Origin of the sequence: Rubrimonas sp. (assembly GCF_036788415.1) — a bacterium.
Lineage (GTDB): Bacteria > Pseudomonadota > Alphaproteobacteria > Rhodobacterales > Rhodobacteraceae > Rubrimonas.
On record NZ_DAIQNN010000048.1, the window covers coordinates 1 to 24,149 of the forward strand.

The window sequence follows — 24,149 nt, forward strand, 5'->3', positions numbered from 1 at the left end:
ACGCAGGTCGCCCAGTACGTCGTGCTGATCACCGCCTACACGATCCCGGCGATCTTCATCTCGCTGCAGCTGACCGGCAACTTCCTGCCGCAGATGGGCCTGTTCGGCACGCACACCGAGTCCGGCCAGCCGCTGCTGACGACGCTCGACCAGGTGATCACCGATCTGGGCTTCCGCGACTACACCGGCCATCACTCCAACACGCTGAACATGGTGCTCTTCACCATGTCGCTGATGATCGGCACCGCGGGTCTGCCGCATGTGATCATCCGCTTCTTCACCGTGCCGAAAGTGGCCGACGCGCGTTGGTCGGCCGGCTGGGCGCTGGTCTTCATCGCGCTGCTCTACACCGTTGCCCCGGCCGTCGGCGCGATGGCTCGCCTCAACATCATGACCACGGTCTATCCGGTGACGGCGTCGAACGGCGAACTCCAGGTCAACTACGAGCAGTCGCTGGTCTATGAAGAGCGGCCCGACTGGATGCGCAACTGGGAAGTGACCGGCCTGCTGAAGTTCGAGGACAAGAACGGCGACGGTCGCATCCAGGTCTACAACGACGCCAATGCGGGCTTCGCCGCCACCGCCGCCGAGCGCGGCTGGGCGGGCAACGAGCTGACCATCAACCAGGACATCCTGGTGCTCGCCAACCCCGAGATCGCGCAGCTTCCGGGCTGGGTGATCGCGATCGTGGCGGCCGGCGGTCTGGCGGCGGCGCTCTCGACGGCGGCGGGTCTGCTGCTGGCGATCTCCTCGGCGATCAGCCACGACCTCATCAAGGGCGCGCTGAAGCCCGACATCTCCGAACAGGGCGAGCTGCTTGCGGCGCGTCTCTCGATGGCGGTGGCGATCGCGGTGGCGACGTGGCTCGGCCTCAACCCGCCGGGCTTCGCGGCGCAGACCGTGGCGCTCGCTTTCGGGATCGCCGCGGCGTCGATCTTCCCGGCGCTGATGATGGGCATCTTCTCCAAGCGCATCAACAGCGCCGGCGGCATCGCGGGGATGCTCTCGGGGCTGATCTTCACGGTCGTCTACATCTTCATCTACAAGGGCTGGTTCTTCGTGCCTGGCACCAACTGGCTGCCCGACAATGCGGACAACTGGGTGTTCGGCATCTCGCCGCTGTCGATCGGCACGGTGGGCGCGCTGGTGAACTTCGCGGTCGCCTATTTCGTGTCCAACGCCACGGAAGAGCCGCCGCAGGAGATCCAGGACCTCGTCGAAAGCGTGCGCGTGCCGCGCGGCGCGCAGGCCGCCCTCGACCACTGATCGCCCGAGCGATGCGACATCGAAGCGGACCCCGGCGGGGTCCGCTTCTTCTTTGGCGCGCTGTGCGCCGCAGGACAGTCTGCGAGGAGGGGCCGCGATGGCCGGCACGGACGATTTCCTCACTCTCGTCGCCGAGCGCCCGCCCTTCGACCTGCTCGACCCCGAGGCGCTCGAAGAGGCCGCCGCCTATGTGACGTCGCAGCGCTACCGCAAGGGCGCGGCGCTGTTCAAAGCCGGCGCGCCGGTGGAGGGGCTGTTCATCGTCGCGGAGGGCGAGCTCGAGCTGCGCGCGCCCGACGGCACCGCCCTGTCGCGCCTCGGCCCCGGCGACACCTGCTGCGAAAAGGCGCTGCTGCGCGACGGGATCGCGGGCGAGAGTCTCGTTGCGGAAACCGACGCGTCGGTTTATTTGTTGCAGCGCAACATATTCCGGCGGATCATGACCGAACATCGCGACTTCGCCCGCTTCTTCGACCGCGCCGACGGCAGCCGGGAGGCCGCGCCGGCCCCCGATCCGCTGCTCTCGACCCGGATCGCCGATCTGATGACGGCGAAGCCGATCACCGTGCCGCCGACGATGACGGTGCGCGACGCGGCCTGCATCATCCGCGACCGCGACATCTCCTGTCTGCCGGTGACCGACGGCGACCGGCTTCTCGGCATCCTGACAACGGGCGATCTCGCCGACCGGGTGACCGCCGAGGGGCTCGGCCCCGACACGCCGGTGGGCCAGGTGATGACGCCCGACCCGATGAGCGTGCGCGAGAGCGGCCTCGGCTTCGACGCGCTGCTGGCGATGACCGAGCGAGGCATCTCGCATCTTCCGGTCGTCGAGGACGGCAAGCTGACCGGGATTCTCACCTCGACCAATCTGGTGCGGCGGCAGGCGGTGGCGGCGGTGTTTCTCGTCGGCGACATCGCCAAGCGCGAGACCTATGAGGGCTTCGCCGAAGTCGTCGCGCGCATCCCTACGCTGCTGGCGCAGATGGTGGGCTCGGGCGCCGGCGCCTACGACATCGGTCGGATCGTGACGTCGGTGTCCGACGCGCTGACGCGGCGACTGCTCGCGCTCGGCGAGGCGCGGCTCGGGCCGCCGCCCGTGCCGTATCTCTGGGCCGCCTGCGGCTCGCAGGGGCGGCGCGAGCAGACCGGCGTATCGGATCAGGACAACTGCCTGATCCTGTCGGACGACTATTCCGACGCCGAGCACGGCGCCTATTTCACCGAGCTTGCGAAATACGTCTCCGACGGGCTGGATGCGGCGGGCTACTTCTACTGCCCCGGCGACATGATGGCGACCAATCCGCGCTGGCGCCAGCCGGTGCGGGTGTGGCGCGAGTATTTCCGCAGATGGATCGCGCAGCCGGACGAGGAGGCTCAGATGCTCGCCTCGGTGATGTTCGACCTGCGCGACATCGCGGGCGAAGTGTCGCTGTTCGAAGGAATGCAGGAGGAGACGCTGGCCTCCGCCCGCAAGAATTCGATCTTCCGCGCCCATATGGTGCGCAACTCGCTCAAGCACACGCCGCCGCTGGGGCTGTTCCGCGGCTTCGCGCTAATCCGCTCGGGCGAGCACAAGGACCGCATCGACCTCAAGCACAACGGGGTCGTTCCGATCGTCGATCTCGGGCGGCTCTACGCGCTGATGGGCGGGTTCGCGACCGCCAGCACGCGCGAGCGGCTGGAGGCGGCGCGCGAGGCCAAGGTGGTCAGCGGCTCGGGGGCTGCGGACCTGCTCGACGCCTACGACCTGATCGCCGACATGCGGCTCGCGCATCAGGCCCGGATGATCCGCGAAGGCCGCAAGCCCGACAACTTCATGTCGCCCGCGACCCTGTCGGAACTGGAGCGCAACCACCTCAAGGATGCGTTCCTCGTGGTCAAGACCATGCAGTCCGCCGTCGCCAACAGCCACGGCATGGGGGGCTGAGCGGGTGCTTCTGGGCTTTCTGGCGGCGATCGCGGTCGCGATCTTCGCGGCGTCCGTCGCCTTCACGCTGCGCCGGGCCATGGGGATTCAGGCGCGGTGGCTGGTTCCGGCCTCGGCTGGCGCGGCGCTGCTCGGCTTCACGCTGTGGAACGACTACAGCTGGTTCGGACGGCAGGTCTCCGGGCTGCCGCCCGAGATCGTCGTGGTCGACTCCTTCGAGCACAGCGCGGCGCTTCAGCCCTGGACGCTGGTCGCGCCGGTGGTCAACCGCTACCGCGCGCTCGATCTGCGCACGATCAGCCGCAGCACCGCCAATCCCGAGATCGTGCGCGGCCTTGTCTATCTGGCGCAGCGCTATCAGCCGACCTTCGAGACGCTGCAACTGGTCGATTGCGGCCGCGGCCTGCGCGCCGACGCCGCCGACGCAGGCCCCGACGGTCTGCCACCCGACGCCGCGTGGCGCCCTCTGCCGGAAGACGATCCGCTCCGCCGCGCTTTCTGCGCCACGCTGGGCGAGACGGGATGACGCGCGGACAGCGCTGAAAATACCTGCTACGAAGGCGGGATAAGCTGGTGCGGCAAGCGCCGGCAGGGGCTCCGCGGGGGGAGACCGCCCATGACGCTGAATGTCCTTGTGGCCGATGGCGGCGGCGCGTCGGCAGCCGCGCTCTCGCATATGATGTCGCGCGACGGTTGCGCCGTGCGGAATGCGCGCGACGGCGACGCGGCGCTCGCCGAAGCGGCGGCGCGGCGCCCCGATCTCGTCGTGCTCGACGCAGCGACCCCGGGGCGCGACGTGTTCGAAGTGTGCAGGCGGATGCGCGCCGACCCGAGTTTGCGCGGGGTGCCCATCGTGATGCTCAGCGCGCGCTGCGCCGAGCACGACGCCGAAAAGGCGGCGGCGCTCGGCGCCGACCTGTTGATCTCCAAGCCCTTCTCCTGCCGGGCCGTCGCCGCGCAACTGCGCGCGATGATGGATGTGGCGGAGATGGGCGCGGCGAGCTGATCGCGCGCATGGCCAAGGGCCGGCTCGCGGCGCGCCTGTCGTTGCGGGTGCGCTTCGTGTTGTTCTTCGCGCTGATCGCGGTCGGCGCGCTGGCGCTGGTGGGCGGCGCGCTCGTTGTCATCTGGCTCGGGGCCGAGCCGGAGTTGCGCCGCAGCGTCGCCCTGCACGGCGGCGGCGCGCTGTTCGCCCTGATCGGGCTTGTCGTCTGGGTCGGCTTGAAGTTCGACGAGAACGTCGCCCTGCCGATCGAGCGGATCGGGCGCGACGCGCGCGCCGCCGCGCATGGAGGCGCGCTGCGCATCGACGAGCGCGGCACCGCGAAGTATCTTGGCCTGCTCGGTCCGGCCGCGGGCGATCTGGCGGCCTCCCTCGCTGCAGCGCGGCGCGAGACCGAAGCTGCGGTGAAGCGCGCCACCGCCGAGGCGAAGCGCCGCCGCCGCCAGCTCGAGACGGTGCTGCGCGACCTCGATCAAGGCGTGCTGATCTGCACGCTCGACCACAAGATACTGCTCTACAACCGCCGCGCGCTCGAAATCCTGCATGTCTCGGGCGAGTTGGGGCTGGGGCGGTCGCTGTTCACGCTGGTCTCGGCGCAGCCCTTCCGACATGCGCTCGAGCGGGTCACGGCGAGGTTTCAGGACGGTCGGCATACGAGCCATCCGCTGGCCCTAGCAGCGCCGGTCGTCTGCGCCACCGCGGATGGCGGGCGCACGCTGCAGGGCCGGCTGACCCTGATGCTCAACGAGCGCGAGGCGGCGCCTTCGGGCTATGTCGCGACCTTCGAGGACGCGACCGAGCAGATCGCCGAGCATCTGCGCCGCGACCGGCTGTTGCGCCGGATCACCGACGAGTTCCGCCCCGCGCTGGGCGAGCTGACCGCCGCCGGCGAGATGCTCGCCGAGGACGGGCTCGACCCGGCGGAGCGGCGCGTCTTCGAGGCGCGGCTCCTGCGCGAGGCGCAGAGCCTCGCCGAGCGGATCGCCTCCTTCGAGGCCGAGGCGCGGGAGCTCTCGACGGTCGGCTGGCCGATGAGCGACGTGTTCTCGCCGACGCTCTTCACCTCGATCATCCGCCGGCGCACCGGGCCGCAGAACTTCTCCGCCGAGATCGTGGGCGATCCGGTCTGGCTGCATTGCGACAGCGTCGCCATCGTCGAAATGGTCGATGTGCTGATGAACCGGATCGCCGAGGCCGCCGCCACCCGCGCCTTCACGCTGGGCGCAGCGCAGCGCGGCGCAAAGGTCTATGTCGATCTGCGCTGGAAGGGGCCGGTGATCGCGGCGGACGCCTTCGCGCGCTGGCTGTCCGAGCCGCTCGACGCCAGCGTCGGCGGCGTGACCCCGCGCGAGGTGCTCGACCTGCACCGTGCGGAATTCTGGTGCGAGGAGGAAGGCGACGGCTGGGCGCGGCTGCGGCTGCCGCTGCCGGGGCCGAAGGAGGCGCATCTGGGCCGCGCCCCGGCGGTCGAGCGCCGGCCCGAGTTCTACGATTTCGACCTTCTCAACCGCAGCGCGCCGACCGCGCTCGAGGACACGCCCCTGCGCGAGCTCGACTGCGTGGTGTTCGACACCGAGACGACCGGGCTCGACCCGTCGGGCGGCGACCGGATCATCTCGGTCGCCGGGGTTCGCATCGTCAACGGGCGCGTGCTGCGCGGCGAAGTCTTCGACCAGCTGATCAATCCCGGGCGGCGCATTCCCGAAGCGTCGATCCGCATCCACCAGATCTCCAACGAGATGGTGGCGGACGCGCCCCCGGCGGCGCAGGTGCTGCGGCGCTTCCACGCCTTCGCGCAGGGCTCGGTGCTGGCGGCGCACAATGCGGCTTTCGACATGCGGTTCCTGGCGCTTGAGGAAAAGACGAGCGGCGTCGTCTTCGATCAGCCGGTGCTCGACACGGTGCTGCTGGCGGCGCATCTGCACGGCCAGACCGACAGCCTGACGCTGGACGCGCTGGCGGCGCGCTTCGCAATCGAGATCCCGCCCGACGCGCGGCACACGGCGCTCGGCGACAGCCTCGCCACGGCTGAGGTGCTGCTGCGGCTGTTCGACATGCTCGACGCTGCGGGCGTGCGCACGCTGGGCGAGGCGCTGGCCGCGAGCCGCGGCGCCGGGGCGATCCGGCGCCGCCAGGCGGCCTATTGAGGAGGCGGCGGCCCGGCCCGCGCGACGGCCCGCCTCAGGCGGCGTCGCCCAGCGGGGCCGCCGCGCCCCGGATCGCGGCGAAGGCGCGGCGCTGTTCGGCGATCCAGGCGCGGATGTCGTAGCGCGCGACCTTGTCGCGCAGTGCCGCCATCCGCGCGCGCCGTTCGTCCTCCGGCATGTCGAGCGCCTGATCCATCGCCGCGTCCATAGAGCGGTTCGAGAACGGGTTGGTCAGGATCGCGGCGTCGAGCTCCACCGCGACGCCGGCGAATTCCGACAGAACCAGCGCGCCGTCGCCGTCGACGCAGGCCGAGACGTATTCCTGCGCGACGAGGTTCAGCCCGTCGCAGAGCGGCGTGATCCAGCAGATGTCGGCGGCCTGATGATAGGCGACCAGCCGCTTGAACGGGATCGCGCGCGACACCAGCGCCACCGGCTGCCAGTCGAACCGCCCGAAGCGCCCGTTGATCCGTCCGACCAGCTCCTCGATGCCGCGCTGGACCTCCTCATAGGCCTGCATGTTGCGGTTGGCCTGCACCGAGATCAGCAGCAGCCGCACCTTGCCGATCATGTCGGGCCGCCGCTCGAACAGCCGCTCATAGGTCAGCAGCGCCTCGACATTGCCTTTGGTGTAGTCGGTGCGCGAGACCGACAGTATCAGCTGACAGTCGCCGGTCTCGGCGCGGATGTCCTCAAGCTGCGCCGCCGTCTCCGGGTCGTCGGCCAGCCCTGTGACATAGTCCACATTCGTGCCCACCGGCCAGGTGCTCAGCGCCACGTCGCGGCCCTTCCAGCGCAGCGTCGTCGGCGTCACCAGCTCCGACAGCGCCATGCCTTCGGGCGACAGGCCCGGCTCCGTCTCGACTTCCTCGGCGATCGCCGCGCCGGCGAGCGAATGGGCGACATGGGCGAAATTGGCCGCGTAGCGGGGGATGTGGAAGCCGACCACGTCGCAAGCCAGCAGGCTTTCGACGATCTCGCGCCGCCACGGCAGCATCGCGAACATGTCCGCCGAGGGGAACGGCGTGTGGTGGAAAAACGCGATCCTCGCCGACGGCTTGATCTGGCGCAAATAGCCCGGCGCCAGCCACAGGTTGTAGTCGTGGAACCAGACAACGCCATCATCCGAGACTTCCGCCGCCGCGGCCTCGGCGAAGGCCCAGTTCACCTCGCGAAAGGTCGGCCAGTCGACCGGATCGTAATTGTAACGCTCCTTGAAGCCGTGCAGCACCGGCCAGATCGCCTCCTTCGAGGTGACGTGGTAGAAGCTGCGCACCTGCTCGGAGGTCAGCGCCAGACGCGATACGCGGTATTTCCCGAAGCTGTCCTCGATCTCGATCACTTTCTGGAACCGCGCCCGGGCGTCTTCGTCGTCGACCTGCTCCCATGCGACCCACGAGCTCTGGCCGCTCTCCAATCCGAAGAAGCTCTTGAGCGTCGGCACGATCCCGTTCGGGCTCTTGTTCTCGCGGCGCATCGGAACGCCGTCGACGAGCACTTCCTCATAGGGCTGGCGGTGATAGACGATCACGAGGTCGGATTTCATCGCGGGTCTCCTGAAGCGAGGGGCGGGAAGCCGAAGCGCGCGATCGCCTCGGCGATCCCCGCGGCGCCATGGGCCTGCGCCTTGTGGACGTGGGACTTGTCGGCGACGCGGGCGAGCAGGGCGGGCTCCGAGCCCCCCACCGCGACGCCGGGCATGCCGGTCTCGAACATCGAGAAGTCGTTGAGAGTGTCCCCGGCGACCAGCACCGCGTCGCGCGGCAGGCCGAGCCAGTCGATCAGCCGCACGAGAGACGGCCCCTTGCTGACGCCGGGCGGCAGGACGTCGAAATATGTGTTGGCCGAGATCAGATGGTCGAGGCCCATCTCGGCGACGATCCGCGCGCCGGCGCCGTCGTAGAACAGCGGGTCGTAATCGTAGCTGACACGGTGGCGGAACGGGGTGGGTTGCAGGCGCAGCCCCGCCAGCCCGTGCAGCCTTCGGCGCACCTCCGCGCCCCGGTCGGCCCAGAGCGCGGCGATGTCGGCCTCCAGCTCGGCGATGGGCGTCACGCGGCGGTCGATGATCGCGGCGATGGTCGTGCCGACGTCGCCGACCACGAAATCGGGCCAGGGCACGAACCCGTCGGCGCAGAGCCCCTCGATGAACTCCGGGTCGCGGCCCGTGACGAAGATAAGCCCCATCGCGCGGCGATGGGCGCCGATCCGGGCGTAGAGATTGCGGCGGTCGGCCTCGGTTCCCCCGAGAAACGTCCCGTCGAGATCGGTCGCGAGCGCGAAGCGCCAACCCGTAGCGGCCTGCGCCGCCTGATCGAGGCTCACGAGGCCTCTCCCGCCGCCGCCGGATGCGCAAGTTCCAGATCGAGCGCGCGGGGCTCCGATTCCAGCGGCGCCGTCCAGAGCCGCTCGAACATATCGGAGAAGGACTCGCCCTCGTGAATCACGGCGCGCACCGCCTCGCAGATCGGCATGCGCACGCCGAGCCTGCGCGCCAGATCGGTGACCGACAGGGCGTTCTCGATCCCCTCGACCACCACCGGGCGACCGCCGAACAGCTTCGCCGGCGGCACGCGCCGGCCGATCTGCTCGCCATAGGAGAAGTTGCGCGACTGCGTCGAGGAGGCGGTGAGCATGAGGTCGCCCATGCCCGACAGGCCGGTGACCGTCTCGCGCCGCCCGCCCAGCGCGTCGGCGAGCGTCTTGATCTCGTCGAGCCCGCGCGTGATCAGCGCAGCCCGCGCGTTCGAGCCGAAGCCCGCGCCTTGCGCCATGCCGCAGGCGATGGCGATCACGTTCTTGACGGTGCCGCCGACTTCGGCGCCGGTCATGTCGTCGGAGAGATAGGGGCGGAAACGCTCGGTGCCGAGCGACAGCGCCAGCCGCGCCGCGACGCTCGCCTCGCCCTGATGGGCGGCGCAGTCGGACGCGATGGTGACGGCGGTGGGCAGGTCGCGCGCGACTTCTTCGGCGAAGCTCGGCCCCGACAGAACGGCGACAGGGCGGCCCGGAGACTCCGAGGCGACCACTTGCGACATCAACAGCCCCGTCTCGCGCTCGATACCCTTGGCGCAGAGGACGACCGGCGCGCCGGCGGGCAGCACTGCCGCCAGCGCGCGCGCCGTCTCCCGGATGGCGACGGACGGGACGACGAGCAACGCTGCGTCGGCGCCGCGCGCGGCCTCGACCAGATCGGCGGTTGCTCGGATCGTCTCGGGCAGCGCGATGTCGCCGAGCGCGGCGCGGTTGCGCTTGTCGCAGTCGATCTCCGCCGCCAGTTCGGGGCGACGGGCCCAGACGACCACCTCGCGCCCCGCGCGGGCGGCGACGGCGGCCAGCGCCGCGCCCCATGCGCCGCCGCCGGCCACGAGCACCCGGCGGTAGGGCATGGCGCGCTGCGCGCCCATGCGCTCGGACAGGTCCACCACAGTCATGAATTCTCCTCTCGAGGGGACGGTCAGGCGACCGCAGGCGATTTGTTAATATAGACTCGCCGTGGAAAAATCCAAGCCCTTGTTGCTTTTCAAATAATCCGACAAGCGTCACGATATTTTTCATAATTGCCGATGAATAAAAATGTGAATGAGGAATTTTATTTGTATATTTGGGCGATTATAATTTGAAGCTGATCATGCGCGCGACGATTGACGCGAGAGTGGTCTTTGCTTTTACGCCGCGCCTGCGGTCGCCGCAGGGCGCCGGGCGCGATCCCGGCGCCTTTTTCCTCGTGTCAGGCCGCGACCGCGCGGAGCGCGGCGGCGCGGCGGCGCGACAGGACGGCGTCGAGCGAGACGGCGCCCGCCCCGCGCACCATCAGCGTGAAAAGGGGTACGATCCAGAGCAGACGCTGGTCGAGGATCGCCGCGTCGGGGAAGCGGTCGAACATCGCGCCGACGGTCTTCGCGTCCACGCCGTGGAAGGCGATGTCCACATAGCTCTGCACGGCGACGAACACGATCATCCCCAGCGCCGCGAGCCGCGTGGCGAGGCCGAGCAAGATCAGGAGCGGCAGGATGAACTCGGCGTAAGTTCCCGCCGCGACGATCAGGCCCCAGGGAAATACCGGCACCGCGGAGGCGTCGTAGCCGTAAGCCTCCACCACGGGGGGCAGGATCTGGAAATAGGCGGCGTCGGAGAGGGTGAAGACGCCGAGCGCGCCGTCGCCGATCTTGGTCAGGGCCGAATTCCAGAAGTAGAGCAGCAGCACCGAGGAAAAGGCGAAGCGGGCGAGCAGCGCCGGCGCCCAATGGGCGAGCGCGCGCTCCAGCGCGTCGAACAGGCGGTCGTGCAGGGCGATCAGGGCGGAGAGGGCGCGCATCAGAGGGCTCCTTGCGTGTCGGGTCGCTCCTTCTTCGTCGTCGGAGGGTCCGCGTTACCGGGGCGCTCCATCGACAGCGGGGCCGGCGCGTGCTAGCAGCCCGGACTTTCCTCCACGGTGCGGCGTCCCCATGCTCCTGCAAGTCCTCGAGATCACCGCGCCGGTGTTTTTCCTCGCGCTGATCGGCTATGTCTGGAAGCGCACGGGCCATCATTTCGACATCCCCTTCGTCAGCCGAATGTCGATGCAGATCGCCGTGCCCGCGCTGATCTTCTCGGTGCTCAGCCGGATCGAGATCGAACCGCGCGCCTTCGCCGACCTCGCCTTCGCCTCGCTCGCGCTCTATGCCGCCATCGCCGCGGGAGCGTGGGTTGTGGTGCGTGGCGCCGGGCTGCCCATGCGGGTCTATCTCGCGCCGATGACTTTCGCGAACACCGGCAATGTCGGCCTGCCCATCGCGCTCTTCGCCTATGGGGAGACGGGGCTCGCCTATGCGATGGTCGTCTTCGCGGTGATGGCGGCGCTGTCCTTCACCGTCGGCATCTGGATGGTCGCCGGCGCCGCCTCGCCGCTCGCCGTGCTGAAGGAGCCGATCTTCCACGCCTCATGGCTCGGCATCCTGTTCGCCGCGCAGGGCTGGGGGACGCCGGACGTCGTCGCCAAGACGCTGGAGCTGACCGGCCAGATCGCCATTCCGATCATGTTGATCACGCTGGGCGTGGCGGTGGCGCAGCTGGAGGTCCATGCGATCGGGCGCGCCGTGGCGCTGGCGCTCGCCAAGGCGCTGCTGTGCGGGTTGATCGGCGTGGCGGTCGCGGCCTCTTTCGGCCTGACGGGCGCTGCGGCGGGCGCGCTGGTGCTGCAGGCGATCACGCCGGTCGCGGTGACCAACTATCTGCTCGCCACCCGCTACGGCGCGCAGCCCGACGCGGTGGCGAGCCTCGTCGTCGTCTCGACGGTGCTCTCGGTGCTGGTGATCCCCGCGACGCTCGCCGCGCTGCTGTGAAGACAGCTGCGCTGGCGCGGATTTCGTGCTAGTCTTGCCCTCAAAGACAAAAACTTCGAGGCGGGACTTGCGAGGCGGGATGAAGAGCAGCTGGCTGGTTGCGCTTTGCTGCGCGATGCTTGCGGCCTGCGCGGGCCACGAGGACGTGCAGCCGCGCGACGTGTCCGACATCTGCGCCATCTATCGCGACAATCCCCATTGGGCGACGCTGGCGCGCGAGAGCGCGCGCAAGTGGAGCGCGCCGGAAGAGGTCAAGATGGCGATCATCTGGCGTGAATCCTCGTTCCGCGCCGAAGCCCGCCCGCCCCGGAAATACTTTCTCGGCGTGCCGACCGGGCGTCTCTCCTCGGCCTACGGCTACCCGCAGGCCATCGACGGGACTTGGGACTGGTATCGCAAGGAGACCGGCAATTCACGGGCCGAGCGCGACGACTTCGAGGACGCAATCGACTTCGTCGGCTGGTATCTCGACAAGACGCGCGCGATGAACGGCGTGCCGACGCAGGACGCCTTCAGCCAGTACATCGCCTATCACGAAGGCCATGGCGGCTATCGCAGCGGCGCGTGGCGCGCCAAGCCCGACGTGCGGCGCGCCGCCTCGCAAGTCGCGGCGCAGGCGGCGCGCTACCGCGCGCAACTCTCCCGCTGCGGCGGCGCGCAGCTGGCGTCGCGATAGGGGCGCGCCGAGGGCTCAGGCGGGCTCGCCCTCGTAGATCGCCCGCTCGTCGGCATAGGCGACGCGCAGGATGTTGGTGGTCCCCGGCTGGCCGAAGGGCACCCCCGCGGTGACGATGATGCGGTCGGTCGTCGCCGCGAAGCCGTCGCGGTTGGCGACGCGCGCCGCGCTCACCACCGCGAGCTTGAAACGCTCGACTTCGTCGACGAAGGCGCAATGCAGCCCCCAGACGAGGCAGAGCCGCCGCGCCGTGGACTTGAACGGCGTCAGCGCGATGATCGGCACGCGCGGGCGCTCGCGCGCGGCGAGCAGCGCGGTCGTGCCGTGATGGGTGAAGCAGCAGATCGCCTTGACCTGCACAGTCTCCGCCACTTCGCGCGCCGCCGACATGATCGCCTCGGCGGTGCTGCCGGCGATGCGGACATGCGAGGCCTCGATGATCTCGCGATAGACCGGATCGGCCTCGACCGTCTCGGCGATGTCGTTCATCGTCGCGACCGCCTCGACCGGATATTCGCCCGCCGCCGACTCCGCCGACAGCATCACCGCATCGGCCCCCTCGTAGATCGCATGGGCGACGTCGGAGACTTCCGCGCGCGTCGGCACCGGGGCGTGGATCATCGATTCCAGCATCTGCGTGGCGACGATCACCGGCTTGCCGACGCGGCGGCAGGCGCGGATGATCTTCTTCTGGTTCTGCGGCACCTGCGCGATCGGCATCTCGACGCCGAGATCGCCGCGCGCCACCATGATCCCGTCGGCCGCAGCGATGATCGCCTCGACATTGCGCACCGCCGCCGGCTTCTCGATCTTGGCGAGCACCGCCGCCCGGCCCGCGGCCAGCGCCTTGGCCTCGACGATGTCTTCGGGGCGCTGCACGAAGGACAGGCCCAGCCAGTCCACCCCGAGTTCGCAGACGAAGGCGAGGTCGCGGCGGTCCTTCTCCGTCAGGGCGGCGAGCGGCAAAACCACGTCGGGCACGTTGACGCCCTTGCGGTCGGAGATCTCGCCGCCGACCTCGACCAGCGTCTCGGCGGCGGTCCCGTCGCAAGCGGTCACGCGCAGACGGATCTTGCCGTCGTTGACCAGCAGGGTCGCGCCGGGCTCGAGCGCCTGCAGGATCTCCTTGTGGGGCAGGTGCACCCGCGTCGCGTCGCCCGGCGCGGCGTCGCTGTCGAGGCGGAAGGGCGCGCCCTCCGCCAGCATCGCCGAGCCTTCGGCGAACGTGCCCACCCGCAGTTTGGGGCCTTGCAGGTCCGCGAGAATGCCGATCGGGCGCTCGCGCGCGTGCTCGATCTCGCGGATCAGCGCGTGGCGGCGGGCGGTGTCCTCGTGCGAGCCATGGCTCATGTTGAGGCGGAACACGTCGGCGCCGGCGTCGAACAACGCCTCGATCATCTCGCGGCTGGAGGAGGACGGGCCGAGCGTGGCGACGATCTTGACCTTGCGGCGGCGGCGGGTGAGCGGCATCGGGGCGGTCCTTGCGAGCGGGGTCGCCCTGCTTGTAGCGCCGCAACCGGCCCGGCGCCCGCCTTTTTTTCGCCGGCGCCGGGGCGCGCGGCCCGGCGCGGTCATCTTTCCGAACGATGCGTTAACCATCGGCTGCGACAGGATGTCGGAAAGGGAGCGCGGAGGCGGCGGCGATGGCGATGGCGCAGGGCTGGCTCGACGGCTGGCGCGACGCATGGCCGCTCGCGCTGTGCGCGGCCCTCGGCCTGCTCGCGCTCACGGCGGAGCTGCGCCGCCGCGCCGAGCGCCGCCGGCGGTCGCGGCTCGAGAAGCGCGAGGCGGTCCTCAAGATGGCGCTCGACACCGCCGCCACCGCGATCCTCGCGCTCGACGCCGAAGGCCGCATCGAGCTGTCGAACGAGGCGGCCCGCCGCATGCTCGGCTTGCCGGCGGGTCCCGCGCCCTGGCCCGAGGGCGCGACTTTCCGCCCGCCGCAGGAGGGCGCGGTCGACGCCGGCCCGCTCGACGCCCTGCGGCGCGGGCGGCGGCTGCGCGGGGCGGAGTATCTGCTGCGCACCGACCCGCAGTCCGAGGAGATGCGCGTGCGCGTCACCGCCGAGCCCGCGCCGATCGGGGCGCTCATCGGCGCGGTGATGACGCTCGAGGACGTGACCGAGCAGCACCGCGCGCGCCTGCTCGGCGACCGGGCCGACCGGCTCGACGCGCTGGGCAAGCTGACCGGCGGCGTCGCGCACGACTTCAACAATCTGCTGTCGACCATTCTCGGCGCGCTGCAACTGGCGCAGCGTCGCTCCGGCGACGACCCGCGCATCGCCCGCCATCTGGACGCGGCGCTGCGCGCGACGCGGACCGGGGCGGAGCTGGTCAGCCGGCTGCTCGGCTTCGCCAAGCGCGACTCGGTGCAGATCGAGGAGATCGCGGTGGCGGCGCTGCTCGATGAGATCGCGCCGCTCGCGCAGAACCTCGTCGACGCCTCGATCTCGCTGCGCTTCGCCCGGCCCGACCCCGGTCTCAGCGTGCGCTGCGACCGCGCGCAGATGATCACGGCGGCGCTCAACCTCGTCGCCAATTCCCGCGACGCGATCTCGGCGGCGCGCGGGCAAGGCTCGATCCGCGTCGAGGCGGAGGTGGCCACGGACGATCCCGGCCTCGTGGAGATCCGGGTGATCGACGACGGCCCCGGCATGAGCGCGGAGATCTACGCCCGCGCGCTCGACCCGTTCTTCACGACGAAGGGGCCGGCGCGCGGCACGGGTCTGGGGCTGTCTATGGTCTACGGCGCGGTGCGCCGCTGCGGCGGCCAGCTTCGCATCGACACCGAGCAGGGGAGCGGCGCCACGGTGCGGATGCGCCTGCGGCGCGGCGCGCCCGCCGATCCCCGCGCGGTCGTCGTCGAGCCGCTGCGCCCTGACGGGGCCGGGCGCGCGGTGCTGCTGGTCGAGGACGAACTCGACCTGCTGGAGACCGCCGAGGCCATGCTGCACGATCTGGGCTACGCGCCGATCCGCGCCGCCGACGCCGCGCAGGCGCTGCGCGAGATCGAGTCCGGGCGGGTGATCGACGCGATGATCACCGATGTGATGATGCCCGGCGGCATGTCGGGGCCCGAGCTGGCCGACGCCGCGCGGGCGACCCGGCCCGAGCTGCCGGTGATCTTCGTCAGCGGCTATGTCGCCGCATCTGTCGTGGGGGCCGAGCGGATCGGCGCGCGTCTCCTGCGCAAGCCCTACGCCATCGAGGAACTCGCGCAGGCCTTGCGCGCCGCGCTGCGCGATGCGCGTCGGACCGGGCGGGCGGAGCAGCCGAGCGTCGCTGCGCGGTGAACCCGCGCAGCGCAGGCGTCAGTCCTGGATCGCGGGCGCTGGGGGCAGCCGCATCGCCGGCGGGCGCGTCTCATCCAGCGGCGCGCCCATGCCTTCGCCGATGATCGCGATGGCGACGCGGCGATTGGCCGAGCGGCGCACCTCGTCTCCGGTCTGCTCGGCGAGGTCGGTCTCGCCGAGCGCCGTGATGGCGACCGCCGACGCGGGAACGCCGCGTGCGACCAGCTCGTCGCGGGTGAAGTCGGCGCGCCGCAGCGAGAGGGCGAGGTTGGCGTCGCTTCCGCCGACCGTGTCGGCATGGCCGACGACTTCCGCCGCGCCGAAACCGCCGCGGCGGAACGTGCGCGCGACCGACGAGACCGTCTCGATCCCCTCGGGGCCGAAGGGGACGACCGTGAAGCCGAACAGGATCTCGCGCGGCCCCTGACCCGCTCCGGGTTCCGTCGTCGTCTCCTGCGCCAGCCCTGCGCCGCCCAGAAGCGCCGCCAGAAGCGCCGCGCCCGCCGTTCTCGTCACGCTCATCGCCGATCTCCCGTCCGCTTCGACTTTCCCACCCTGCCAGAACCCGCCCGGCGCCGCCAGAGCGCGCGCGTCAGTCGAGCGGCGGCAGCGCCGCGATGATGCGCGCGCGCATCGGCGCGTGCTGCGGCGGCAGCGCCAGCGCCTCGCCGAGCGTCGCGCGCGGCTCGTCCACGTCGAAGCCGGGACCGTCCGTCGCGACTTCGAACAGGACGCCGCCGGGCGTGCGGGCGTAGATCGCCGTGAAATAGGTGCGGTCGATCGGCTCGGTCACCTGAAGACCCAACATCGCGAGCCGGGCGCGGACGCGCAGCTGCGATGCGGCGTCGGGCGTGCTGAAGGCGACGTGATGCACCGTGCCGCGCCCCGACCGTCCATAGGGCGCGCTCGGATCGACGGCGAGGTCGACCACGCCCGCAGGGCCGGCGGCGCCGCGGCGCGCGCCGAACCGGATCAGCGACGCGCCCGACGCCGGGGCCTCCCGGCCGATCTCGGCGTAGCCGAGAGCCTCGGTCAGGATGCGCGCCGTGCTCGCGCCTTCGCGCAGCGCCAGCGCGACGCCCTGAAACCCGCGGATCGCGACGTCAGGGCCGATCTCGTCGGTCGTCCACGGCGCGCGCGGGTCGTCGGTCTCGACCAGCGCGAGGGGCAGGCCGTCGGGATCGGCGAGGCGCAGGGCGGGCGCGCCGAAAATGGGCGCCCGGTCGAGCAGCGTCGCGCCGAAACGGGGCAGCCGCGCCGCCCAGAAGTCCAGCGCGCCGGGCGGGACGGCGTATCGCACGGTCGCGACCTGCCCCGCCCCGGTCCGCCCCGCCGGCGAGTCGGCCCAGGCGAAATAGGTCATCGCAGACCCCGCTGAGCCCAACTCGTCGCCATAATAGAGGTGCCAAGCCGTCGGATCGTCGAAATTCACCGTCCGCTTGACCATGCGCAGCCCGAGCGCGCCGACGTGAAACGCGCGGTTGCTTGCGGGGTCGCCGCAGATCGCGGTGACATGGTGCAGGCCTTCGACATCGGGGCGCGGCGGAATGGACATCGGCGAAACCTTCGCATGAGACGGAGTCGCGCAGATATGGGCCAACGGAAATATAGAGAATTAAGTTCCATATCGCAAAACTGTTGCGAATTTGGAAACTTGTGCGCCATCAACCGCCAGCGCCGAAGCTGCGCCCGGCGACGCGCTCATAGACGGCGAGCGTGCGCCGCTGCATCTCGGCGACGGTGAACAGCTGGGCGACCCGCGCCCGCCCCGCCGCCGCCATATGCGCCCGCGCCGAGGCGTCGAGCGACAGCGCCGCATCCGCCGCATCGGCCAGCGCCGCCGCGTCGCCCGGCGGAACGAGCCAGCCGGTCCGGCCATGCGCGACGGTCTCGCGCGCGCCGCCATGGTCGGTCGCGATCACCGGGCGGCCCATCGCCTGCGCCTCGACCGGCGTCCGCCCGAACGCTTCGGGCTCGGTCGAAGCCGAGACGACGACCGAGGCGAGCTTGTAGGCCGCCGGCATGTCCTCGCACAGCCCGCCGAGCCGCACGACGTCCAGCGCGTCGCGCGCGCGCGCCTGGGCGAGCAGCGCTTCTCCGGCGTCGGAGTCGGCGCCGCCGCCGACCAGGACGAACAGGAAATCCGCCGCGCCGCGCCGCGCCTTGAGCAGCGCCGCCGCCTCGACGAAGGCGCTCTGCCCCTTCCAGCGCGACAGCCGCGCCGGCAGCAGAACCACGGGCCGCGGGTCCTCCACGATGCCCCAGTCGCGCGCCACAGCGATGGCGCGCTCGGCGCTGACGAGCTCTTCCGCGAAGGCGCCGAGGTCGGCGCCGCGCGGGATCACCTCGATCAGCGCCGGGTCCAGCCCATGTCGGGCGACGATCAGATCGCGGATGAACTCCGAGATCGCGATCGTCGGACGACCTTTCGCCATCACCGAATTGTAGAGCCGCTTGAACGGGCCGGACTCGGAATAGACGCCGTGCCATGTCGTCACGAAGGGCCGCGCGGTGCGGCGCGCGGCGAGCAGCGCGCTCCAGGCCGGGGCGCGCGAGCGCGCGTGCACCACGTCCACCCCTTCCGCGACGATCAGCTGCGCGAGCCGCCCGGCGTTGCGCCAGATCGTCAGCGGGTTCTTCGACGCGAACGGGCCGGGCACATGCTCGGCCCCCTGCAGCGCCAGACGCGCCGCGAGCCGGCCGCCCTCGCTCGCCACCAGCGCCCGCCCGCCCGCCGCGGCGACCGCGCGCGCGACCTCGAGCGCGCCGCGCTCGACGCCCCCGACGTCGAGCCGGGGCAGGACCTGCAGCACGGTGAGGGGCCTCGCAGCTTGGTCGCGGGCGGCCCCGTCGCTATGGTCGGCGCGCGCGCGAGGACCAGCGAGAGGATCGGCGACCATGAACGCTCCGCACTTTCTCGACCTGAACGACGGCCGCAGGCTGGCCTATCACAGAACCTTCGCCAAGGGGGAGTTGGCGCGCGCCCCCGGCGTGGCGTTTCTCGGCGGCTTCGCCTCCGATATGACCGGGACCAAGGCGGCGCATCTGCAACTTTGGGCCGAGGCGCGCGGCTGCGCGTTCCTGCGCTTCGACTACACCGGCCACGGCGCTTCCTCGGGGCGCTTCGCCGAGGGCTGCGTCGGCGACTGGGCGCGCGACGCGCGCGACGCGCTGGCGCATCTGACGGAGGGGCCGCAGATCCTCGTCGGCTCCTCGATGGGCGGCTGGATCGCGCTGCTGATCGCGCGCGAGGCGCCGGAGCGGGTCGCGGCCCTGGTCGGGATCGCGGCGGCCCCCGATTTCACCGAGGATGCGATGTGGCGCGGCTTCAGCGCGGCCCAGCGCGCGGAACTGGCCGAGCGCGGCGAGGTCGTCGTGCCGAGCGACTACGACCCCGCCGGGCTGACCGTCACGCGCCGGTTGATCGAGGACGGGCGCGACAACCTCGTGCTGCGCACGCCTCTGCACCTGCCCTTTCCGGTCCGCCTGTTGCAGGGGACGGCGGACGTGGACGTGCCGCCGGCGGTTGGGTTGCGCCTGCTCGACCATATCGACGCCGCCGATCTGCGGCTGACGCTGGTCAAGCGCGCCGATCACCGCTTCAGCGGCCCCGCCGAGCTGGCGCTCCTGACGGCGGAGCTCGACGCGCTGCTCGACCGATTCGCCGCGCAGACCGGTCAGAGCGGGATCGGCGCGCCGGCGTAATCCTCGACGACCCCCGTCGTCGCAAGCGACAGCGCATCGAAGCGCGCCAGCAGCCCCGCGGCGCTGGCTCTGGGTTCGACATCGGCGCCGGCGCCGCCCATCTCGGTGCGCACCCAGCCGGGGTGATAGGCGCCGACGGCGACGCCCATCGGCTTCAACTCGGCGGCGAGGTTGCAGGCGAGGTTGGTCGCCGCGGCCTTGGAGGCGCGATAGGCGTAGGACCCGCCTTTCGCGCGCGTCGTGGAGCCCATGATCGAGGAGATCACCGCCACCTTGCCCGCCGGCGCCTTGCGCAGCAGCGGCAGGAAGGCGCGCACGGTGAAGAACGGCCCCGCGACATTGGTCATCAGCACGGTGCGCCAGGCTTCGGCGTCGAGGGCGGGGTCGTCGATCCCGCCGCGTCCGAGATAGGCGCCGGCGTTGCAGACGAGGATGTCGAGCGTCCGGTCGGCGAGCAGGCGGGCGAGGTCCTCGGCGCGGTCCGGCTCCGTGACGTCGAGGGCGAAAAAGTCGACGTCGCCGCCTTCCGCCGCCAGCCGGGCCGGCGCGTCGGACCCGACCGGGTCGCGCGCCGTGGCCAGCACGACGTCGCCGCGCGCCGCCGCCGCCCGCGCCAGCGCGAAGCCGACCCCGCGATTGGCGCCGGTGATCAGGAGGGTTCGGGACATCGGTCGTCTCTCCGTGCGTGGGGATGCGGGGCGGGGCGAGCGAATTTGCGCGGGGTGCGGTCATCGACCGAAGCTCGCCGCTCGCCGCGAGAGGGGAGATCGGCCTGAAAGACGCTGGTCACAAGGTGTGGGCCGTTGGTTTTGAGAGGAAAATCTCGGTCGATCGAAGTCCTCGGGCCGGCTTGCGCCCAAGATGCGCGCGGCCAGCGCCCCCGCTCCAGCCGGGGAGGGCGCGCTCCTCGGCGCCCAACTCGACTGGGGGATGCTCGTGCGAAACCGCCATCGCGGGCCTACAGCGCCAGTCCCCGCAGCAGCCGCGGCGGCTCGCCCGCATCCCCCGCCGCGGCGGCGACGAAGGCGCGCTTGAGGGCGGGCGCCGCCTCGACGGCCGCGAGCCCCAGATCGCGCAGCGCGCGCAGCGGGCCGAGATCGTTGGAGAACAGACGGTTCATCCCGTCGGTGAAGATGCCGAACAGATTGGAGTCGAAGCGCCGCCAGCGCTGGTAACGCTCGAGCGGCAGGGCGCCGCCGACATCCTCGCCGCGGCGCGCGGCCTCCGCCAGAACTTCCGCCAGCGCGCCCACGTCGCGCAGGGCGACGTTGAAGCCCTGGCCCGCGATCGGGTGCATCGCATGCGCGGCGTCGCCGACGAGCGCCAGACGCGGCGCGACGAAGTCGCGCGCCACCGACAGCGCCAGCGGATAGGCCCAGCGCCGCCCCTCCAGCGCCACCCGCCCGAGCAGCCCCCCCATGCGCGCAGCGATCTCCGCAGCATAGGCGCGGTCGTCGAGCCCCGCGATCCGCCGCGCGACCGGCGCGCGCTCGGACCACACGATGGAGGCGCGGTCGCCCGGCAGCGGCAGGATCGCGAAGGGCCCTCCCGGATAGAAGATCTGCCGCGCCACCCCCTCATGCGGGCGCTCGCAGCGGATCGCGCAGACCAGCCCGATCTGGTCGTAGGCCCGCCCGGCGCGCGCGATGCCCGCGCCGCGCGCCAGCGCCGAGCGCTTGCCGTCGCAGGCCGCGACCAGCCGTCCGCTCAGCTCCGTCCCGTCCTCGAGCGTCAGCGCCGCCCGTCCCGGCTCGACCCGCATCGCCGCCGCACGCGCCGGCGCGCGCTCGGCGATCAGCGGCTCGGCGGCGACGGCGTCGAGCAGCGCGCCGCGCAGGAACCGATCTTCGAGCAGCACCGCGAAGGGCGCGTCGCCCTCGCCGTCGAAGCGCAGGCGACGGTCCCCGCGTCGCCCCGGAACGCCGTCGAAAATCTCGATGGCCGTCATCGGCTGCGCCTGCGCCGCCACCGGCGCCCAGAGTCCGAGCGCCTGCAGGCAGCGCACCGAGGCCGCCGCCAGCGCATAGGCGCGCCCGTCGAATTCCGGCGCGGCGCGGCGCTCGCGCGGCTCCGCGTCGATCAGGATCGAGGACAGCCCCGCCTGCGCCGCGGCGAGCGCCAGCGCCGGCCCGACGAGGCCGCCGCCGGCGATGAGGAGATCGGCGTCGAGTGCGTTCTGGGTCATGGCGCGTGAGTATCGGGCGCGCGGGGCGCTTGTCCACTCCCGGCGCGCCGACCGCGCTGGACAGCGCGGGCGCGTCGGGATGGGATGCCGGCGATTCGCTTGCGGGGGGAGGGGGCGCGATGCTGCGGAGCTGGGGCGATTTCGGCGCAGGCCCGCGGCTGGCGGTCGAGCCCGCGCGCACGGTCGCGGTGCTGGCGACGGCGGCGGTCGAGCAGCACGGTCCGCATCTGCCGCTGAGCACCGATTCCGAAATCGCGGCGGGGCTCTTGCGCGAAACCGGCGCGCGGCTGCCCGACGATCTCGACATTCGGCTGCTGCCGCTTCAGATGGTCGGCAAGTCCAACGAGCATCTGCATGTCGCCGGCACGCTGACGCTGCCCGCCGAACTCGCCACGGCGCTCTGGGTCGAGATCGGATTGTCGGTCGCGCGGGCGGGCGTGCGCAAGATGGTCGTCGTCAACAGCCATGGCGGCAACGCCGACCTGATCTCGATCGCGGCGCGCGAGTTGCGGGTGCGCGCGGGGATGCTCTGCGTCCGGTGCCATTGGGGCGCGTTCGGAACGCCCGAGGGCCTGTTCTCGGCCCGCGAGCGCGAATTCGGCATTCATGGCGGCGATTACGAGACGTCGCTGATGCTGCATTTCCGCCCGGACCTCGTGGACATGGGCGCGGCGCGCGACTTCGCGAATTCCGGCGAGGGGGCGGGCCTGCTGCGCCCGACCGGCCCTGTCGGCTATGGCTGGATCGCGGCGGATGTGAACCCCGAAGGCGTCGCGGGCGAGGCGCATCTGGCCACGGCCGAGAAGGGGAGTCTGGCGGCGGCGCATCAGGCGGAGGGATTCGCGGCGCTGCTGCGCGAGGTCGCCGCGCTCGATCTGTCGAATTTCGGCGCGTTTGGCGCCTGAAACGCACGGCGCGCGCCGACCGGGCCGGCGCGCGCCGCAAACCGGAGTTTGAGATTACTGGAACTGCGCCAGATAGGCCGCGACGTCGGCCGCTTCTTCTTCCTTGGCGAGCTTGAAGGCCATCAGCGAGCGCGCCTTCGGGTCGCCGAGATACTCGCGCAGATAGGCGCGCGGATCGGCGAGATACTTGACGACCTCTTCCTCGGTCCAGACGAGGCCCTTCTCGCCGGCGGCGACGAGGCTGTCGCCGTACTTGTCGAAATCGGCGTGCGAGCCGGCCTTGTGGCCGATGGTGCCCCACTGGTTCGGGCCGGTCTTGCCGCCCTTCACGATCTCTTCGCCAGCGGGGCTGACGATCGCATGGCAGGTCTTGCAGCGCTTGGCGAACACCGACTCGCCATTGGCGGCGTCGGCGGCCTGCGCGGCCCCGCCGAGGGCGAAAGCGGCGATGGCGGCGGCGATGATGGTCTTCATGTCGAAGCGTCTCCTTGGCGATAGCTGAGGGCGTCCTCTGGGTCGGAAGCGAGGCCGCCCGCCTCCCTGTAGCACAGTCTAGAGCCGTGAAGCCCGAAGGCGAACCCCGCAGACCGGCTTCTAGCCGCGACCGAATGTTTCACCGAAGGCCTCGCGCAACGCAAGGTCGAGGTCGGGCATGGTCGCGGGAACGCCCAGATCGACAAGGCTCGTCACGCCGAACTCGCGCAGCCCGCAGGGCGCGATGCCGCCATAGTGCGACAGGTCGGGGTCGACGTTGATGGAGACGCCGTGAAAGCTCACCCATCGCCGCACGCGCACGCCGATGGCGGCGATCTTGTCCTCCGCAGGCGATCCGTCCGCGCGGGGTGCGCGGTCGGGGCGCGGCACCCAGACGCCGACGCGCCCCTCCCGCCGCTCGCCGCGAATGTGGAAGGCCGCGAGCGCGCGGATCGCCCATTCCTCCAGCGTCCAGACGAAACGCCGCACGTCCCGGCCCCGCAGGCTCAGGTCGAGCATGACATAGGCCACGCGCTGGCCGGGGCCGTGATAGGTGTATTCCCCGCCGCGCCCCGTGCGATGCACTTCGAAGCGGTCGGGGTCGAAAAGGTCGCCCGGATGCGCCGACGTTCCGGCGGTGTAGAGCGGCGGGTGCTCGAGCAGCCAGACGAGCTCCGGCGCTGTCCCCGCCCGGATCGCCGCGACCCGCGCCTCCATCTCCGCCACGGCCTGCGGATAGGGCGTGAGGCCGTCGGTGGCGCGCCATTCGATCATCCCGTTTCGTCCTAACGGTCGTCGCGCGGCGGGGGAAGGGGGTCCCCGCCGTCTCGTCCGCCATCCGCCGGGCGATGCGCAGGCGAAATGGCGTCGAGGCCACTTTCGGTCACATGGAGACCGACGGCCTGGCCATGCGCCTTTCCGGCGCGGTCGGCGGTCTTGGCCGGATGGACGGCGCTCCGGAGACGCGGCGCCCGAGTTCTTCGTCAGTTCGCCCCTTCTGGCGGCGCCGTTTCCGGCGATGGTCGCGTCGCTCGGGAAGATGGGACTTGAAACCGCGACCGGCGTCGGCGGACGGTCGAATGCGAGAGCGCGGCCGCCGCGTCGGTTGAGGTTGCGTCCACCGCCTTTCCGTGTAGTTTCGCGGCGCGCCGGAGGGGTGGCCGAGTGGTCGAAGGCGCACGCCTGGAAAGCGTGTATAGGGGCGACCCTATCGCGGGTTCGAATCCCGCTCCCTCCGCCAC

Annotated in this window: 22 protein-coding genes and 1 tRNA gene; 11 read left to right on the top strand and 12 right to left on the bottom strand. The window is 71.2% G+C overall.

Annotated elements, in window-relative coordinates:
* The 5 genes from V7Q31_RS11695 to V7Q31_RS11715 form a co-directional block, all read left to right on the top strand.
* The coding region (locus V7Q31_RS11695; RefSeq protein WP_333834038.1) for a VC_2705 family sodium/solute symporter at positions 1 to 1,266 on the top strand (1,266 nt) is incomplete at its 5' end.
* 97 nt (positions 1,267 to 1,363) lie between these two features.
* A complete protein-coding gene (locus V7Q31_RS11700; RefSeq protein WP_333834039.1) occupies positions 1,364 to 3,196 on the top strand; it encodes a DUF294 nucleotidyltransferase-like domain-containing protein in 1,833 nt (610 codons plus the stop codon).
* Positions 3,197 to 3,200: 4 nt separating this feature from the next.
* Positions 3,201 to 3,722, top strand: a complete 522-nt coding sequence (locus V7Q31_RS11705) for a hypothetical protein (RefSeq protein ID WP_333834040.1) — start codon at positions 3,201 to 3,203, stop codon at positions 3,720 to 3,722.
* Between the two features lie 90 nt (positions 3,723 to 3,812).
* Positions 3,813 to 4,202 carry a response regulator gene (locus V7Q31_RS11710; protein ID WP_333834041.1) on the top strand — a complete coding sequence of 130 codons (390 nt, stop codon included), beginning with the start codon at positions 3,813 to 3,815 and terminating at the stop codon, positions 4,200 to 4,202.
* Positions 4,203 to 4,210: 8 nt separating this feature from the next.
* Complete coding sequence (locus tag V7Q31_RS11715) at positions 4,211 to 6,346, top strand: 3'-5' exonuclease (RefSeq protein WP_333834042.1); 2,136 nt, start codon at positions 4,211 to 4,213, stop codon at positions 6,344 to 6,346.
* A gap of 34 nt (positions 6,347 to 6,380) precedes the next feature.
* Here the strand turns inward: V7Q31_RS11715 and ggpS are convergent, their stop codons facing one another.
* The 4 genes from ggpS to V7Q31_RS11735 all read right to left on the bottom strand — a co-directional run bounded on the left by ggpS (position 6,381) and on the right by V7Q31_RS11735 (position 10,664).
* Entirely contained in the window at positions 6,381 to 7,892 is a 1,512-nt protein-coding gene (gene ggpS / locus V7Q31_RS11720; RefSeq protein WP_333834043.1) for a glucosylglycerol-phosphate synthase, read from the bottom strand.
* A complete protein-coding gene (locus tag V7Q31_RS11725) occupies positions 7,889 to 8,671 on the bottom strand; it encodes an HAD family hydrolase (RefSeq protein ID WP_333834044.1) in 783 nt (260 codons plus the stop codon). The genes ggpS and V7Q31_RS11725 overlap by 4 nt, the downstream gene beginning before the upstream one ends.
* Positions 8,668 to 9,780 (bottom strand): NAD(P)H-dependent glycerol-3-phosphate dehydrogenase, encoded by a 1,113-nt coding sequence (locus tag V7Q31_RS11730; protein WP_333834045.1) that lies wholly within the window; start codon positions 9,778 to 9,780, stop codon positions 8,668 to 8,670. Before V7Q31_RS11730 ends, V7Q31_RS11725 begins: the two co-directional genes overlap by 4 nt.
* Before the next feature lie 296 nt (positions 9,781 to 10,076).
* The gene (locus V7Q31_RS11735) at positions 10,077 to 10,664 is read right to left on the bottom strand and encodes a DoxX family membrane protein (protein WP_333834046.1); all 588 of its coding nucleotides are present in this window, start codon (positions 10,662 to 10,664) and stop codon (positions 10,077 to 10,079) included.
* 130 nt (positions 10,665 to 10,794) lie between these two features.
* Here V7Q31_RS11735 and V7Q31_RS11740 point away from each other — a divergent pair, with 130 nt between their 5' ends.
* Positions 10,795 to 11,670, top strand: a complete 876-nt coding sequence (locus tag V7Q31_RS11740) for an AEC family transporter (RefSeq protein ID WP_333834047.1) — start codon at positions 10,795 to 10,797, stop codon at positions 11,668 to 11,670.
* Positions 11,671 to 11,749: 79 nt separating this feature from the next.
* Positions 11,750 to 12,346 carry a transglycosylase SLT domain-containing protein gene (locus tag V7Q31_RS11745; RefSeq protein ID WP_333834048.1) on the top strand — a complete coding sequence of 199 codons (597 nt, stop codon included), beginning with the start codon at positions 11,750 to 11,752 and terminating at the stop codon, positions 12,344 to 12,346.
* A 15-nt stretch (positions 12,347 to 12,361) separates the two neighbouring features.
* Here the strand turns inward: V7Q31_RS11745 and pyk are convergent, their stop codons facing one another.
* Positions 12,362 to 13,816, bottom strand: a complete 1,455-nt coding sequence (gene pyk, locus V7Q31_RS11750; RefSeq protein ID WP_333834049.1) for a pyruvate kinase — start codon at positions 13,814 to 13,816, stop codon at positions 12,362 to 12,364.
* A 173-nt stretch (positions 13,817 to 13,989) separates the two neighbouring features.
* Here pyk and V7Q31_RS11755 point away from each other — a divergent pair, with 173 nt between their 5' ends.
* Entirely contained in the window at positions 13,990 to 15,639 is a 1,650-nt protein-coding gene (locus V7Q31_RS11755) for an ATP-binding protein (RefSeq protein ID WP_333834050.1), read from the top strand.
* A gap of 18 nt (positions 15,640 to 15,657) precedes the next feature.
* On the opposite strand, the gene V7Q31_RS11760 is transcribed toward V7Q31_RS11755, so the two are convergent.
* From V7Q31_RS11760 to V7Q31_RS11770, 3 genes are all read right to left on the bottom strand, one after another.
* On the bottom strand, positions 15,658 to 16,161 hold the full coding sequence (locus V7Q31_RS11760; RefSeq protein ID WP_333834051.1) for an OmpA family protein: 504 nt from the start codon (positions 16,159 to 16,161) through the stop codon (positions 15,658 to 15,660).
* Between the two features lie 70 nt (positions 16,162 to 16,231).
* Positions 16,232 to 17,194: a ring-cleaving dioxygenase gene (locus V7Q31_RS11765; protein ID WP_333834052.1), complete on the bottom strand. Its 963-nt coding sequence runs from the start codon at positions 17,192 to 17,194 to the stop codon at positions 16,232 to 16,234.
* Positions 17,195 to 17,303: 109 nt separating this feature from the next.
* The gene (locus V7Q31_RS11770) at positions 17,304 to 18,452 is read right to left on the bottom strand and encodes a glycosyltransferase family 4 protein (RefSeq protein ID WP_333834053.1); all 1,149 of its coding nucleotides are present in this window, start codon (positions 18,450 to 18,452) and stop codon (positions 17,304 to 17,306) included.
* An 85-nt stretch (positions 18,453 to 18,537) separates the two neighbouring features.
* On the opposite strand from V7Q31_RS11770, the gene V7Q31_RS11775 reads away from it, so the two are divergent.
* Positions 18,538 to 19,344, top strand: coding sequence for an alpha/beta hydrolase (locus V7Q31_RS11775; protein WP_333834054.1), 807 nt, complete (start codon positions 18,538 to 18,540; stop codon positions 19,342 to 19,344).
* Here the strand turns inward: V7Q31_RS11775 and V7Q31_RS11780 are convergent.
* Positions 19,317 to 20,012 (bottom strand): SDR family NAD(P)-dependent oxidoreductase, encoded by a 696-nt coding sequence (locus tag V7Q31_RS11780; protein WP_333834055.1) that lies wholly within the window; start codon positions 20,010 to 20,012, stop codon positions 19,317 to 19,319. The genes V7Q31_RS11775 and V7Q31_RS11780 overlap by 28 nt on opposite strands.
* A 290-nt stretch (positions 20,013 to 20,302) precedes the next feature.
* A complete protein-coding gene (locus V7Q31_RS11785; RefSeq protein ID WP_333834056.1) occupies positions 20,303 to 21,529 on the bottom strand; it encodes an FAD-dependent monooxygenase in 1,227 nt (408 codons plus the stop codon).
* Between the two features lie 119 nt (positions 21,530 to 21,648).
* Here V7Q31_RS11785 and V7Q31_RS11790 point away from each other — a divergent pair, with 119 nt between their 5' ends.
* Positions 21,649 to 22,434, top strand: a complete 786-nt coding sequence (locus V7Q31_RS11790) for a creatininase family protein (protein ID WP_333834057.1) — start codon at positions 21,649 to 21,651, stop codon at positions 22,432 to 22,434.
* A 54-nt stretch (positions 22,435 to 22,488) separates the two neighbouring features.
* On the opposite strand, the gene V7Q31_RS11795 is transcribed toward V7Q31_RS11790, so the two are convergent.
* Positions 22,489 to 22,908 (bottom strand): c-type cytochrome, encoded by a 420-nt coding sequence (locus tag V7Q31_RS11795; RefSeq protein ID WP_333834058.1) that lies wholly within the window; start codon positions 22,906 to 22,908, stop codon positions 22,489 to 22,491.
* Between the two features lie 120 nt (positions 22,909 to 23,028).
* Positions 23,029 to 23,682 (bottom strand): lipoyl(octanoyl) transferase LipB, encoded by a 654-nt coding sequence (gene lipB / locus V7Q31_RS11800; RefSeq protein WP_333834059.1) that lies wholly within the window; start codon positions 23,680 to 23,682, stop codon positions 23,029 to 23,031.
* A gap of 376 nt (positions 23,683 to 24,058) precedes the next feature.
* Here lipB and V7Q31_RS11805 point away from each other — a divergent pair.
* Positions 24,059 to 24,148 (top strand) — tRNA-Ser (locus tag V7Q31_RS11805).
* Position 24,149 lies beyond the last annotated feature (1 nt).

What these genes read in the sequence shown, in the direction of transcription:
- V7Q31_RS11700 (WP_333834039.1), top strand. Translation starts at nt 1,364, where the DNA reads ATGGCCGGCACGGACGATTTCCTCACTCTCGTCGCCGAGCGCCCGCCC.
- V7Q31_RS11785 (WP_333834056.1), bottom strand. Translation starts at nt 21,529, where the DNA reads ATGACCCAGAACGCACTCGACGCCGATCTCCTCATCGCCGGCGGCGGC.
- V7Q31_RS11790 (WP_333834057.1), top strand. Translation starts at nt 21,649, where the DNA reads ATGCTGCGGAGCTGGGGCGATTTCGGCGCAGGCCCGCGGCTGGCGGTC.
- V7Q31_RS11715 (WP_333834042.1), top strand. Translation starts at nt 4,211, where the DNA reads ATGGCCAAGGGCCGGCTCGCGGCGCGCCTGTCGTTGCGGGTGCGCTTC.
- V7Q31_RS11745 (WP_333834048.1), top strand. Translation starts at nt 11,750, where the DNA reads ATGAAGAGCAGCTGGCTGGTTGCGCTTTGCTGCGCGATGCTTGCGGCC.
- V7Q31_RS11740 (WP_333834047.1), top strand. Translation starts at nt 10,795, where the DNA reads ATGCTCCTGCAAGTCCTCGAGATCACCGCGCCGGTGTTTTTCCTCGCG.
- V7Q31_RS11730 (WP_333834045.1), bottom strand. Translation starts at nt 9,780, where the DNA reads ATGACTGTGGTGGACCTGTCCGAGCGCATGGGCGCGCAGCGCGCCATG.
- V7Q31_RS11795 (WP_333834058.1), bottom strand. Translation starts at nt 22,908, where the DNA reads ATGAAGACCATCATCGCCGCCGCCATCGCCGCTTTCGCCCTCGGCGGG.
- ggpS (WP_333834043.1), bottom strand. Translation starts at nt 7,892, where the DNA reads ATGAAATCCGACCTCGTGATCGTCTATCACCGCCAGCCCTATGAGGAA.
- V7Q31_RS11760 (WP_333834051.1), bottom strand. Translation starts at nt 16,161, where the DNA reads ATGAGCGTGACGAGAACGGCGGGCGCGGCGCTTCTGGCGGCGCTTCTG.
- pyk (WP_333834049.1), bottom strand. Translation starts at nt 13,816, where the DNA reads ATGCCGCTCACCCGCCGCCGCCGCAAGGTCAAGATCGTCGCCACGCTC.
- V7Q31_RS11775 (WP_333834054.1), top strand. Translation starts at nt 18,538, where the DNA reads ATGAACGCTCCGCACTTTCTCGACCTGAACGACGGCCGCAGGCTGGCC.
- V7Q31_RS11755 (WP_333834050.1), top strand. Translation starts at nt 13,990, where the DNA reads ATGGCGATGGCGCAGGGCTGGCTCGACGGCTGGCGCGACGCATGGCCG.
- V7Q31_RS11710 (WP_333834041.1), top strand. Translation starts at nt 3,813, where the DNA reads ATGACGCTGAATGTCCTTGTGGCCGATGGCGGCGGCGCGTCGGCAGCC.
- V7Q31_RS11735 (WP_333834046.1), bottom strand. Translation starts at nt 10,664, where the DNA reads ATGCGCGCCCTCTCCGCCCTGATCGCCCTGCACGACCGCCTGTTCGAC.
- lipB (WP_333834059.1), bottom strand. Translation starts at nt 23,682, where the DNA reads ATGATCGAATGGCGCGCCACCGACGGCCTCACGCCCTATCCGCAGGCC.
- V7Q31_RS11780 (WP_333834055.1), bottom strand. Translation starts at nt 20,012, where the DNA reads ATGTCCCGAACCCTCCTGATCACCGGCGCCAATCGCGGGGTCGGCTTC.
- V7Q31_RS11765 (WP_333834052.1), bottom strand. Translation starts at nt 17,194, where the DNA reads ATGTCCATTCCGCCGCGCCCCGATGTCGAAGGCCTGCACCATGTCACC.